We start from the raw sequence: 13,061 nt of genomic DNA, 5'->3' as shown, positions 1-13,061 counted from the left end.
CAATTGATCCCAAAAATGAGATCAACCGCTTACTGTCATGTATGCTATCATTTGATCAGAACCAATATGAAACAGTATTATGCTGGTGTCAACAACTGAAGAATCAGTAGTCTCAGGAATTGTTACAGTAACCTGATCATCATTGATCGTAAAAGTACCAGAGTTGACATCAATTATCATTTGATCACCTTTATTCATAATTTCATGGTTTTCAGTAATTGGAGAATAGACTGCTGTTGAACCGTGCGAAGAAATAATCAATCTTAGCTCTCCAAGATCCATATCATCACCATTCTGATGTTCAAATAGATATCTAGCATCACCTAATGCTGAAGCCTGAAGTGTCACATGGGGCACAGATTGTGATATACTAGCAGTAGAGGATGATTGCTCACTTGACTGTTCAGAGACTGAAACTTCCTCGGCAGCCGTATCAACCAAAACTACTTCGGTTGGCGTATCTTCAGATTGGGTTTCTTCCAATATCTGGTCCTCATCATCAGTAATAACACCAACATCCTGATCAACTTCTGGTAAGATTTGCTCTGGTGTCTTGTTGTCGTTATCTGCACCTAGGTCAGTATTAGACATGCAGCCGGAACTCATGACAACCACACAGATCATACTAAGGACCAGAAGCAAAATTACATTATTAGTTACATTTGTTTTCAATTGAATACCCCATCCCCATTGGATACTATTTTGTTAATTTGGATACTATTTAATCCTTCTCAAGCATTGTCCTAAATAGGTTAAAGATATCTACTTTTCGCTTAAATATCTCCAACAGCAAAATAGGCTCATAGTAGGCACAGCATGTTACAAAAGCATAAATTAAGAATTAAAACAGGAAAAATACGTTTTAACTTAATTAAAAGTGATTGGGACTAAAAATCCATCTATAGAACAACTTTTAATGCAGTTTATATCATCAAAACACCTTAATAACAATGTTGTTAAATTTGATTTGGTTTTTAGATTTTTGTCCTGATGAGTGCAAGATTTTGTTCTAATATTCTTGAAGATATAGTAAGCTGTCCAAGTACTCACCTTGTCTTTTCGAGTTGTTTTTCAAGAAAATAACCAGTGTTCACAGTTTTGTACATAAACACAAATTGGCAATTTTAGCTATTATTATGCACACGAAGGAAGAATAGTATTATAGCTATTAACCAAACTTTTAATACTAATTGAGTATAACAATACTGTATGGCTAAACCCGAACAAATTCCGATAAAGCATCATCTTTCATCAGAAGAATTACTTAAACATATTAAGTCATTAGAGAAAGACACACGAGTTCTACAACGTTTATATTTTGTTAAACATCGTTATGAAGGAGCTTCTGTTAATGAAGCAGCTAAACTTGTAGGGATATCAAAACCCGTTGCATATCAATGGCAAGAGCGGTGGAATCAAGACGGATATGAAGGATTAAAGCCTAGGTTTTCAGGAGGATGTCCTTCCAAACTCACTGATGATCAAAAAGAAAAACTAAGGGACATGTTACATGAAAGAGATGATTGGTCTACAAAAGAAGTTCAGGAACTCATTTATAATGAATTTAAGGTTCAATACACCATTAAGCAAATACTAGTGATCTTGAAGAAGTTTGGCATGCATCATGCCAAACCATATGCGCATGATTATCGAAGACCACAAAATGCAGAAGATTGTTTAAAAAAAACTTACCGTTAATCGATGATGATTGCGTTATCGGATTTCTTGATGAATCATCTCCCCAAACAACATCAAATACGGTTCGTTTATGGTCTTTCAATAAACCTGCCATCTTCAAAAACACAACCAGGATAAAAGCAAACTCCTTCGGTTTTTATGCATTGAATGGTAATTCTGTTATTGATTTCAAAGAACATTCAACCAAGGAGGATGTATGTTCGTTTTTATCAGCTGTTAAAAACAATAACATGGGAGAGAGAATCGTAATTATTCTCGACAATTTTAGATCACATCGAGCAAAATATACAGTGGAATTTGCACAGGCAAATGATATTGAATTGGTCTATTTACCTCCATATTCACCCGACTTGAATCCAATCGAATTCATCTGGAAAAGTGTCAAAAGAATTATTTCTCGCAATTTTGTGAAAGATCTTGATCATATGAAAAATCTGATTGCTGAGGCGTTTATTGATTGTTCATCAAAGATTAGCTTCGCAAGAAAATGGATTGAGACATTTCTGGATGATAAGTTAAAAATATTAAGTTAGTAACTATAATTGTGAGTTCCTTGGCAACAGTTATTGTTTCAGTGTAGGTGCCATCATTTACAAGAATGGTATCACCTGAACTTGCAGCTGTAACTGCATCATTTATTGTGGTGAAGTCATATCCGGAACTACCTACGGTGTGTGTAGCAGCGGATACTGTTCCGATACATGAGAGTAATATCAACGATACGATCGAATATCTGATAATGAGTAACTTTTTTGAATCCATTTTTAGCACCAGTTTATAGCAACAATCCACAAAAAAATATATACTTGTATTTTATATAACAAACAGCATAATATTTAAGCATTTATTTGAGAAGCAGCAGTAACTCCTTATATATTCAAATTCAGAAAAAACGTTCATTTTACTTCCTCTCAAAGAATTGTATTTACAGAATTGAAAGAAAACCTGCCCTCAATTAAAAATAATTCTACCCATTACAAAAGCACATATGCAATCATATCTGCGTTTACCTGTGGTTCGGAATTACTTAATAATAGGATGTCTACAAAATAGATTATTTGCTATTAAGTTAAGAAATTAATTCTACTAAACAAAAAACAACATTTCAAAAAAGATTTCGACGCTGAGGGAGAGATTCGAACTCTCGCAGCGCGTTAGCACTACCGGTTTTCAAGACCGGCGCCGTAGTCCACTTGGCTACCTCAGCATGTCGAATGGATTTACCTAAACAGCACACTTGAATATAAGGTTTTTGACTCAAAAACGATATTTGACGGTAATTCGTCTTGATTTTGTGAATTTATGTAATTGTTGTGGAGGTGATATATAAAAGTGAAGTAAAAAGAGGAAGATTATTCCTCTGTAGCTTCAGCTTCTTCTTCTGCAGGAGCTTCTGGCACTTCTACAATTTCCTCTGCCCCTGCCTCTGGTGGGACATATGGGTGCTTCTCAACGAATTCAAGGTTGGGGATGCCAAGCCTGTCGATAAGCTCGTTGGCTATGTTCATCTTTGTTACAAGCCATCTCTGGTTGAAGCTAAGTTCAATAGGAGTAAATACTCTGATAACCTCATCAGTTACTTCTACCTCGATCTCAGGCATACCGGTGTAGAGTGAAAGAAGGCCCTGTGCTTTAGCGATCCTGTCCTCGATCTTCTCTTCAATAGTGTACTCATACTCGACTTCCTTACCTGCAAGAGCATGGTTGAAGTCAACACGTACCCTACGGCCGATAACCTGGGAAATGACACCGCGCTTTCCATTGAGTTCCACAGGCATTCCAGGATATGGGTTCTTATCCTTCAGCTGGTCCTTCAGTTTGGTGACTGATACAGTCTCAACAAGAGCAGGGTTGTGTGCACCGAATGCATTCTCAGGAGCAACAGTCAGAGTGCTGGAGTATCCTGCTTCCTTACCTTCGAAATCCTCATCAAGACCTTTGATTGTCTGGCCGGAGCCGACAACCACAACATCGCCGCCGTATACACCACGGGGATTATATATTCCGTTATCCTTTGCCAGCTGCTCGTCAGTGGTATCAAAAATCGTACCTTCGTCAAACTTTCCAGTGTACTGTATCTTTATGAAATCGCCTTTCTCAATTGCCAAATCGATCAACTCTACTAACCTGTCATTATTTATGAGTGTAATTACCAGCACGCTATACGCATATGTCTTTAAGAACCTTTTGCCAGTAAAATAAAAAAGAAGAAGGAAAATAGCGAATAATGATCAGAAAGTCTCATCTACAACAATACCCTGGACAAAATCCCTGGCATCATCGTCAAGAAGTGTTATCGATGACTTTGACTCCAGTATCTCATCAAAACCGAAGAACATATTCTCAAAAGGGACTCTGGTATCATGCCAATCCATCTTCCTGCTGTGGCTCAGGACACCTTTGCCTTCCCGATACTTGTAATTATCCCGAACCCTGCCAACTGCCACCTGTTTGTCGCACATCAGAGGAATAACAATGAGATCATAGATCCTTATATCTTTGATGAAATGCAGCAAATCCTTAGCCCACACCTCAAGCAAGTCATCCGGGGGTGAAGTGAGTCTGGCAAGCAGGGCTTTTTTCATCTGCTCTATTCTTTCGAACTCATCGAACTTATGCATAGTAGCATCGAATTGCTTCACTTCCTCGTCAAACTTCTCAAGCTTAGTGTTAAGCCGTTTCATCTTCTTCACTACTTCAGGCCTATCCGCAGAACAATCCATATTTTGAATGGCATCCTCGAACTCTTTCCTGAACCTTTGGTCAAAATCCCGGAACTTATCCCCAAAATGCATATATTTCTTGTAATTTGGAGGATGGTGCTTCATATCCATAAGCTCATTCCCGAACAGGTCCGTAACATGCATGTTCAGGTCAAATGAAATGAAATCTCTTTCAATACAGGTCTTCTCCTGCTCATCACAATAGCCTGTCCGTATTATCCACACGTTATTTCGATGTTCGTATACCATATCATCTCTCACCGAATGGATGGATAAGTAATAGTTAGATATATCTAATAGAATGTGGTTTGTGATAAGCATATTGAACCATAGGCAAAAGACCTACGGGTGCAACATCACCCTGTGAAAAACCCTCATCTTATCAACCTAACAACCAGATATGATACCGGATGATTCCTATGATATAATAGTCGTCGGAGCAGGACCTGCAGGCTCCACGGCAGCAATGTACGCAGCAGAAAGAGGCATGTCCGTACTTCTTGTTGACAAGAAAAAAGATATTGGTACACCTCTCCAGTGCGGTGGTTTCCTTCCTCATTATCCCATCCTGCAGGAACTCGTACCAAATGCAGAACTGCCTGTAACCCTTGAAGAGATTCCTGCAAACTGTATACATGCAACAGCCTCATACCAGCGCTTTATTGCCCCAAATGGCATATCCAAAGGTTTTGATGTGGATGCCGATGCCATTGACAGAAGACGCTTTGACAAACACCTGGCAAAAGAAGCAGGCAAAGCAGGCGCACATTTACTGATTGGGACGAACGTCACCGAAGTAGATGGCACAAAACTCTTCATGGACGGAGCATTCGGTGAATTCGAAGTAGAAAGCAAGGTACTCATCGGGGCCGATGGCCCCAATTCTATAGTAGGAAAAGCTAATAATATGCTGAGGGATGAAGACCCTATGGGTACCGGCACAGCATTCGAATACGAGCTAAGCGGAGTTGACGTGGACAGAGAAGCCGTAGAGATGTACTTTGGAAGAGATTACGTGCCAGGAGGTTATGCCTGGATTATCTCCCAGGGAGAGGACACTGCAAACATTGGTGTTGGTATCAGGGAAGCACTCTTCGAACAACATCTCTGTGCCAGGGACTACCTCGAACGTTTCATGTATAAACACCCCATTGCCAGCGAAAAACTAAGTGGAGCATCCATCACTTCGGTTGTAGCAGGACTTGTTCCTGTTGGCGGAGCACCGAAAGTAACTGCAAATCATAACACGCTCCTTGCAGGTGACGCCGCCGGACATATCATCGCTACCAACGGAGGTGGAATATCCACAGCCATGGTAGGTGGTAAAATAGCAGGTGAGACCGCAGCAGACAACCTTGAAGGCAAATGCAATCTCACAGAATATGACAGACGGTGGAGAGAGCAGATGGGACTTGAGATAAAAACAGCAGTATATACCAGGAAACTCATGGACAAACTCATGCTCTCTGACAGGCTGATGAGTGCAGCTATCAAAATGATATCTCCTGAGAATATGAAAGCTATCCAGTGCGGACAACTACCTGAACCTGTCAGGAAGACATTATTAAAGCTGAACGTGGGACTCAGTTAAATGCACATCTTCGTATACGGCACTCTTAAAAAAGGAAGTTCGAACCACCAGTTACTGAATGGTTCCGAATATATCTGCACAACAAGGACAACGGAAAAATACACCATGATCGATCTCGGACGTTTCCCGGGTGTTCTGATGGATGAAAAAACATCACGATCAAATTCACCCATATACGGAGAAGTCTATGAAATCACCCCACAAACCCTTGAAATTCTGGATCATTATGAAGGTGAATGGTACTTCAGGGAAGAAGTGGAACTTGAAACTGGCATCAAATCACTAATGTATTTCCTCAAAAAAATGCCTGCGATCAACTACGAAATAATTCCGAATGGGAACTGGACAAAATAAAAGTAACAGGAGAACACAAATGCCAGACACTGACAACAGTATTCCTATGCTCAAGGATACAATTACTTATGAAGCATATGGCAACCTCTATCTCAACATAACAAACCAGTGCAGTGCAAATTGTGTTTTTTGCATCCGGGAAACCTGCGACGGGGTTTATGGTTACAACCTTCGCCTTTCAAGAGAACCCTCTGAAGACGAGATCATAAAAGAGCTTGAAAGTCTTGACCTTACAAAGTATAATGAAGTTGTTTTTACAGGGTTTGGCGAGCCGACATGTAGATTTGATACAGTGATTCACATAACCAGCTGGCTACACAAAAAAGGAAAACATGTCAGACTGGATACAAACGGCCATGCAGCACTCATGCAGCCTGGAAGGGATGTTGTCACTGAATTGAAAGAAGCAGGCCTTGATGCGGTTTCTGTGAGTCTCAATGCTGAATCGGAAGAGAAATATAATCAATTGTGTAAACCTGAATTTGAAGGTTCATACCAAGCACTCCTTGACTTTGCAAAAAAAGCAATTGATGCCGGGATCAAGACCCGTATGACCGTTGTCACCCAACCGGACATTGACATCAAGGAATGTGAAAGAATAGCAACTGATATGGGTGCTTCTTTCAGGGCAAGATAAGATTCAAATATTAGAAATGTTTGAACAGGTCATCTCTTTTTACACTATGCAATCTCTGCCTGATAAGTGACTTCAGGGATTTGATATCACCTTTTTTAGCACAGATAGGAGCCACCATATCGATCCACTGCTTCCAGGGTGGCAGCATTTCGAGTTTATCGCATATCCCATCCAGAGTTGCATCAAGCTCATTATCCCCTATCTTGTCAGTCTTATTGACCGCCAGGATAATATCAATATCCAGCTCCTTGAACAGCTCAAATATTTCGATATCGATAGGGATTTCATTCCGATCTTCCCATCGCTGTACAATATCAAGGAAAGTCGCACCGTCAATGACCAGTACAGCAATACTTACTCTTTCTGCATTAGTCTCAATATAACGCACGATCTGATCTTTCACAATATCCTGCTTACGGTCCTTCACACCGCTCATGAACCCAAACCCGGGCAGGTCTGTGAGCAGCAGGTCAGAATAGCGTATATGAGTAGGTTTCAGAGTGACACCCGGGCGTTTGCCCACCTTGACGTTCTTTCCTGTTATCTGCTTTAGAACGGAAGATTTACCTACATTTGACCTTCCCGCAAAGAGTATCTCAAAATTAATACCTTCAAAATCATCTAGTTTTTTTGCCATTTTAATCCACTTTAACCTTACGTTTTTCATTTCCGATGGCCTTATCGAACTCACGGAGGAATACTTCAAAAGATTCCTTAGGTATTCTCGCACCAGCAGCAGCAGCATGACCGCCGCCACTACCACCGAATCGTGGGGCTATCCGACGCAAGAGCATGTTCAAATCCACTGTATCCCGCGAGCGCAGACTCATATCATATGCATGTCGTTTATGCCTGTACTCAGCTGAAATGCCCACATCCTTTCTTCCATAAGAAGCAGCGTATATAGCCGATTTTGACATATAGCCTTTAGGGTCAATCACATACGCAAGATGACTAAGGGCTTTTACCTGCTTCTTTACCCTGAGGCGCAGCATTTCCTCCAGATGTGAACCTTCTTTTGCAAGCTTGGGGACATCAGGTATCTCTGAAGGAATAACATCACGTGAAAGCGGAATGAGCAAACTCCGCTTGAAATTATAATTGCGTCCCATATAGATCAAAGCCTGGATAAGCGTACCTGCTTGGTAGAAAAGATTCCTCTTATCCCAATCACGTAGCCATTCCTTTACAGACGGAGTATTATCATAATAGTCGCCAATAGCCCCATAAATGGCAACCCTGCGCATGTCCCTGTTAAGCCTTTTCTCAAGTACTTTATATGTCAGTTCCGCAGCACATACATTTACATCATGATGCAGCCAGTCGGCATTTATACATTTCTGAGGCAGAGGATGGTGATCGATATATGTCAGATTCGAATTCTCCGCAATTTCCCCAAGTCGTTTGAAAAGGTCAACACATTTACTCTCATCGACAGCAATATCGCATATAATTACATTTTCATACCCATCGGCAAGATGCAGTTCATCCAATACCCCTATAGGAGATGTGAAGTAAACATCTGAATCCGGGAAAGCGCTCTTTGCAATGGCACCGGAGCATACACCGTCAGAATCACCATGTGTCAGTATCAAAGAAGACTTGTTATTATTTTCATTGGGTCTGGTCATGGAAGCATCCCACAGATAGTATAAGTGGCACAAAGACAATTGTCTCGATTATTAGAAATTAGAATTATGATTATGTGCGTTATAGTATTTTGTCTTTGGTATTCTTCAGGAACCCACTTATTGAATCCAGAATGTCATATAAGAATTGTAACTTTCCATGATCTTGCTCTTCTTCAGGCATACTTTCATCTGTTTGCGCAGCATCGCCCGCATACTCCGGGTATTCGTCTTCATATGAAGTTTCCACAAGATAATCCTGATAGCCATAAACATCAGCAGATGTTGTTTCACCAGGACTTAGAACATGCATTAACTGTTTTTCAGAATAAATTATTCCTTCATATTCCTTTGAATCCACAAACTTGACCCGGGCTGCAGGTATAACAATGTCCCCTAACTTTTCCATTCGTACTGAATAATCAAGTGAAATGTTAGCGCCTGAACGAAGAACACTGTCCATGCCAGTATTACTGGAAATAAGAACAGCACCTACAGGTAGTTGGTCTGAAATAGCCACATGAGCTGCCCGGTCTCCTTCATTACTGATATCCAGAGAGATATTCACCTGGTCATGTAAGAAAACACTACTATTGGAGATTGACTTATTTATGCTTATGAATGGACCGTGAACAGTCATATTTGAAGAATTCAGCTCTTTGTAGTAAGTCCGCCCCTCATGTTCAACTGTGATCAGGGTCCCATTAAATTTGTAAGTTCCCGGTCTCAAAGCTTTTAGTGAATATTCCAGTGTTTTTGTTTCATACGGGTCAAACGAAAGATTCCATTTTATATCAGAGTCAGGATCAAAAACAAATTCCGGGGGAATAAATTCATTTATACTCACAGATTCCAGGGGAATTTCTTTCAAGTTCTTTATTTTCATTGAGAAATGGGCTCTTTCATCAATATACACTTCATTACTCATTCGTTCTTCAAATTCAAGTGTTGCATCCATCCATGTTATTTTAACAGGTAAAGACCCCGTTGAATTAGAAATAGCGACACTAAGAGTAGTATAAGGAGCAGAGATATCATTACCAGTGATAATTTCAAGAGCTGTTATGTTAAGCCTGTCATCAAAAACACTATTGTTGGATATTTCTGTATTGTTAGCTAATATTGCACCCCACGAATCATGGTAAATACTTGATACCGTGAGCATTACGTAATCATTTTCGTTATCTGTTGGTTTTGCCGGGGAAAAGTCAGAAGCAGTTATGAAATAGCCACTATGGTTAATCTCATCTCCCCAATAAAGAGTATATTCCTGGGCATCCAACCATTCAATTTCATCTGACTGTGCTCCTGCAACAATGCAGGAATTTATTAATAGCACAGCCAGTCCGATGAACAGAATTATTTGCTGCCTCATAAAGTCATTACCTGTCTCTACGTCTGGATATGAAATATACACCGAAAAGTGCCAGTATCATGAAACTTGCTTCAAATCCTGGCTCTACCCTGCTATCATCAACGCTACTGCTATAACCTGAATCCTGATTACTACTACTTACCTGCTGGTCAGTATTATCTGAACTTCCTGAAGTTGCACTCTCCGGGTTTTCTGCCGATGGGTCAAGCACAGTGATTATTGGCATGTTGGATATCTTTTCACCTTTATATTCTTCAAAATCGATGAATGTTGCAGTTGTTTCAGGAAGCTTGAACTCTCCTATTTCATCTACCTGAACAACATAAGAATAAGAATAGGACTTTCCATGCACTGCAACATCATGGAAACTCAGGTCACCACTTACAAATGTTACAGTATCAGGTATGGTTTCAGTAGTAGTTACACTGGCATCATTTGTCCCCTGATTCTTTACAGTAACCTTTACAGTAACCTCATCACCAGGATTTGCAGTTGAAGGACTTACAGCTTTAGTAAGAACAATATCAGGACCATCTATCTGAATACTGGATTTTTCAGAGGTGAAAGTATATTCTTTTCCGTCAGGAGCAGTGAAGGTAGCAGTGGCTGCAGGAACTGAATACTTGCCGGTCTTTGTAGGCTTTAAAGTATATTCGAATATTTTTGCCTTCGTTTCTTTTGAATTGAAAGAAAGTGTAACTTCATTATCAACGTTGTCCTGTATTTCAAGATCATCAGTGTTTGGATTGGTAACAGACACAGAACTCAGGCCATATATCCCATTGTTCCATATACTGACAGAAACATGGGCAGTTTCATCCATATATATCTCTTCGGTGACCGTCTTTCTAATAACAAGTTCTACTGCCGGTTCTATAGTGATAGTTTCCGTTTCAGTATCTTCGAGTATTTCACCATTGATATCTTCGGATTTTGTTGTAACTGTGATATCCACATCCGTTTCTTCCCAGTAATGTGGAATTTCCAGTTCGATCTCTATAGGCTCTAGTATTTCATCCTCGTCTATAGAAATAAAATGATGGCTTGACTTGCTATCAACAAATTCCATCCCATTCACATCTATTTCCACATCCATATTGTATGCTTTGGCATCACCTTCGTTCTCGATACCAATTGTTGTGACTATAGTTTGATGGGAAACAGTTCGTGGATCATATGTATCCTTTTCAGGTTCAATTGAAATGTCCATCTCAGGTATGCCCCTTTCATAAACCTCTATAGCTGTTTTGGGGTTTTCCATATTACCTGTCCATTCATCGAGGTTGAGAGTTACAGACTTTACAAAGATACGCAGATCATCTCCTTTTTCAGTATCGAGGAATTCAAATCCTTCGCCTGCACGTGCAGGAGATTTCTTTTGCAGTTGACCATCACGATAAATGCCGATACTTACAAAACCATCTTCATTGAAATCTTCAGCTTTTATGGTATAGTCACTTGATGTTAATGTACCGCCCCAATTAAGGGTTCCACTTGCATCAGTACTATCACTCCATTCGATATCATCCAGTTCGTATGCCATTGCAGATGAACTAAACAAAATCAAAACAATAAACAACAGAGAGAAAACTTCTTTTGCTAACATAAAAATACCAGATATAGATTAATGAAAATTATTTGTTTTTAGGGGACAAGGATTTAAATCCTTGCAATTGGGAAGGTCGGTCAAGAGCTCTGGTTCTGGAAGTCGATTCTGGAAGATTCATAAATGAAGGTTGGCTAATCATGCCAAAAGCATGATCAACGGTCACCAGAGAACTCCTGAACCCTGATTCAATTAGCCTTTCCTGGTGATCCTGGTTGAAAGCATTATAATCAACTTTGGATTCATTGCGCTTTTTTTCAGCTTCTTTTTTAGAAAGACCGGCGTTCATATCCCTTTCTTTTGCTTTGACGCCGTCATCTTTTCCTTTCTTGTAGTTCTCATTCACAAGACTACCGAGACCTGACTCTTTAGAGAGATCCTCAAGCATAGAGTACTGTTCACTGACCCATCCAAGTTCTGAGTGTTTATGGTAGCCTACTTCAAAACCAAGATTATAGGCATTTTTAGAGAGTTCAGCTACCTCGGAATCAGTAAGCTGGGTTTTCTCTTCTTTTTTCGCAAAGAATCGTACCATTCGCAAACACCATCATTCAATAAGATCAGTAACTACAAGTCCCATTTTCAGTGAAATTGACTGCACGCATATTACAATCATGTCTTGTACCGCTCATCTTGATCACCTGTATGGCACGTGTCATGGTCTTATCATACAGGAAATTGTGCATGAAAATGACACCGTGTGCAGCAAACTGTTCCGTAGAATATGCTCGTGGATCTGTCATCTCGGAAATAAGTATTGTAGTGCAGCCGAGTTTTTTGAGATTACGTATGAACCGGCTCATTTCTTTTTCCTGCAGAGAAAGATCTTTTGTAGTAAATCTTATAGCTGAAACAGAATCAATAACAAGCCTTTTTACATCATATTCGGAAACATATGCCGCAATCTCCTTGAAAACCATTGAAGGCGAAGGAGCCTCACTTTCGATGGATGCCCTGCCTACGTTGTAATCCGGAGTGATGAACTCATTAAGTTCATCCATGTATCCGTATTCCATCCTTGGACCAAGATCCGCAAAGAGAAGTTTTTGCCCTTTTATGAGTGCGGGAATGTTTAGAGAAAAATTGGACATATCGTCGATAATGTTCTGAGGACATTCAAGCAACGTTGCATATAATCCTACTTCCCCATGTGTTGCTCCATGCGCAAGATACTGCACACAGAAAGTGGTCTTGCCACTTCCCGGAGGACCACTAACAAGATAAACGCGCTCAGCGAGTAGTCCGCCCTGCACGACTTCATCAAAACCTTCTATGCCTGTCTTTATCCTCATGAGCTACCCTCTAATATTTATTATTCTGATATAATATATTATTTATATATAAATATACATTTCACCTATTTGAATGCTTCGATTGTATAAACATCTATAAAATAAAATGAAACGAATAATTAGTGTGAGAATTATGTAATTATTTTCCGACAGGTTC

At 40.0% G+C, this 13,061-nt stretch carries 13 protein-coding genes, 1 tRNA gene and 1 pseudogene; 4 read left to right on the top strand and 11 right to left on the bottom strand.

Annotated features, from left to right (window positions below; genetic code table 11):
• Positions 1–21 precede the first annotated feature (21 nt).
• Positions 22–672 carry a hypothetical protein gene (locus V7O67_RS08410; protein WP_342305296.1) on the bottom strand — a complete coding sequence of 217 codons (651 nt, stop codon included), beginning with the start codon at positions 670–672 and terminating at the stop codon, positions 22–24.
• A gap of 537 nt (positions 673–1,209) precedes the next feature.
• Between V7O67_RS08410 and V7O67_RS08405 the strand changes: the two are divergent.
• Positions 1,210–2,231 (top strand): annotated as a pseudogene (locus tag V7O67_RS08405) (IS630 family transposase).
• Here V7O67_RS08405 and V7O67_RS08400 read toward each other — a convergent pair.
• From V7O67_RS08400 to V7O67_RS08385, 4 genes are all read right to left on the bottom strand, one after another.
• Complete coding sequence (locus V7O67_RS08400; protein WP_342305297.1) at positions 2,170–2,460, bottom strand: hypothetical protein; 291 nt, start codon at positions 2,458–2,460, stop codon at positions 2,170–2,172. The pseudogene V7O67_RS08405 and the gene V7O67_RS08400 overlap by 62 nt on opposite strands.
• A gap of 359 nt (positions 2,461–2,819) precedes the next feature.
• Positions 2,820–2,905, bottom strand: a tRNA-Ser gene (locus tag V7O67_RS08395).
• Positions 2,906–3,050: 145 nt separating this feature from the next.
• Positions 3,051–3,806: a peptidylprolyl isomerase gene (locus V7O67_RS08390; protein WP_406669856.1), complete on the bottom strand. Its 756-nt coding sequence runs from the start codon at positions 3,804–3,806 to the stop codon at positions 3,051–3,053.
• Positions 3,807–3,929: 123 nt separating this feature from the next.
• Positions 3,930–4,670: a hypothetical protein gene (locus V7O67_RS08385; RefSeq protein WP_406669855.1), complete on the bottom strand. Its 741-nt coding sequence runs from the start codon at positions 4,668–4,670 to the stop codon at positions 3,930–3,932.
• Between the two features lie 151 nt (positions 4,671–4,821).
• Between V7O67_RS08385 and V7O67_RS08380 the strand changes: the two genes are divergently transcribed.
• The 3 genes from V7O67_RS08380 to V7O67_RS08370 are packed head-to-tail and all read left to right on the top strand — an operon-like array spanning position 4,822 to position 7,003.
• Entirely contained in the window at positions 4,822–6,012 is a 1,191-nt protein-coding gene (locus V7O67_RS08380; RefSeq protein WP_406669854.1) for a geranylgeranyl reductase family protein, read from the top strand.
• A complete protein-coding gene (locus tag V7O67_RS08375; protein ID WP_342305301.1) occupies positions 6,013–6,366 on the top strand; it encodes a gamma-glutamylcyclotransferase family protein in 354 nt (117 codons plus the stop codon). It abuts the gene before it with no gap.
• A 19-nt stretch (positions 6,367–6,385) separates the two neighbouring features.
• Entirely contained in the window at positions 6,386–7,003 is a 618-nt protein-coding gene (locus V7O67_RS08370; RefSeq protein WP_342305302.1) for a TatD family nuclease-associated radical SAM protein, read from the top strand.
• A 10-nt stretch (positions 7,004–7,013) separates the two neighbouring features.
• On the opposite strand, the gene engB is transcribed toward V7O67_RS08370, so the two are convergent.
• The 6 genes from engB to V7O67_RS08340 all read right to left on the bottom strand — a co-directional run bounded on the left by engB (position 7,014) and on the right by V7O67_RS08340 (position 12,904).
• Positions 7,014–7,646 (bottom strand): GTP-binding protein EngB, encoded by a 633-nt coding sequence (engB, locus tag V7O67_RS08365; protein ID WP_406671448.1) that lies wholly within the window; start codon positions 7,644–7,646, stop codon positions 7,014–7,016.
• Positions 7,642–8,634 (bottom strand): DHHA1 domain-containing protein, encoded by a 993-nt coding sequence (locus V7O67_RS08360; protein WP_406669853.1) that lies wholly within the window; start codon positions 8,632–8,634, stop codon positions 7,642–7,644. The genes engB and V7O67_RS08360 overlap by 5 nt, the downstream gene beginning before the upstream one ends.
• A gap of 79 nt (positions 8,635–8,713) precedes the next feature.
• Positions 8,714–10,006, bottom strand: coding sequence for a hypothetical protein (locus V7O67_RS08355; RefSeq protein ID WP_342305305.1), 1,293 nt, complete (start codon positions 10,004–10,006; stop codon positions 8,714–8,716).
• Between the two features lie 7 nt (positions 10,007–10,013).
• Positions 10,014–11,567 (bottom strand): BatD family protein, encoded by a 1,554-nt coding sequence (locus V7O67_RS08350; protein ID WP_406669852.1) that lies wholly within the window; start codon positions 11,565–11,567, stop codon positions 10,014–10,016.
• 73 nt (positions 11,568–11,640) lie between these two features.
• A complete protein-coding gene (locus V7O67_RS08345) occupies positions 11,641–12,147 on the bottom strand; it encodes a hypothetical protein (RefSeq protein WP_406669851.1) in 507 nt (168 codons plus the stop codon).
• Between the two features lie 25 nt (positions 12,148–12,172).
• Entirely contained in the window at positions 12,173–12,904 is a 732-nt protein-coding gene (locus V7O67_RS08340) for an RAD55 family ATPase (RefSeq protein WP_406669850.1), read from the bottom strand.
• Between the last annotated feature and the right edge of the window lie 157 nt (positions 12,905–13,061).

Source organism: Methanolobus sp. ZRKC4 (assembly GCF_045291305.1).
Classification (GTDB): Archaea; Halobacteriota; Methanosarcinia; order Methanosarcinales; family Methanosarcinaceae; genus Methanolobus.
This window is presented reverse-complemented; position numbering and strand designations above follow the sequence as displayed.

Excerpts from the sequence above, each read along its gene's own strand:
- V7O67_RS08400 (WP_342305297.1), bottom strand. The coding sequence starts at position 2,460 with ATGGATTCAAAAAAGTTACTCATTATCAGATATTCGATCGTATCGTTG.
- V7O67_RS08345 (WP_406669851.1), bottom strand. The coding sequence starts at position 12,147 with ATGGTACGATTCTTTGCGAAAAAAGAAGAGAAAACCCAGCTTACTGAT.
- V7O67_RS08360 (WP_406669853.1), bottom strand. The coding sequence starts at position 8,634 with ATGACCAGACCCAATGAAAATAATAACAAGTCTTCTTTGATACTGACA.
- V7O67_RS08385 (WP_406669855.1), bottom strand. The coding sequence starts at position 4,670 with ATGGTATACGAACATCGAAATAACGTGTGGATAATACGGACAGGCTAT.
- V7O67_RS08375 (WP_342305301.1), top strand. The coding sequence starts at position 6,013 with ATGCACATCTTCGTATACGGCACTCTTAAAAAAGGAAGTTCGAACCAC.
- V7O67_RS08340 (WP_406669850.1), bottom strand. The coding sequence starts at position 12,904 with ATGAGGATAAAGACAGGCATAGAAGGTTTTGATGAAGTCGTGCAGGGC.
- V7O67_RS08370 (WP_342305302.1), top strand. The coding sequence starts at position 6,386 with ATGCCAGACACTGACAACAGTATTCCTATGCTCAAGGATACAATTACT.
- V7O67_RS08355 (WP_342305305.1), bottom strand. The coding sequence starts at position 10,006 with ATGAGGCAGCAAATAATTCTGTTCATCGGACTGGCTGTGCTATTAATA.
- V7O67_RS08380 (WP_406669854.1), top strand. The coding sequence starts at position 4,822 with ATGATACCGGATGATTCCTATGATATAATAGTCGTCGGAGCAGGACCT.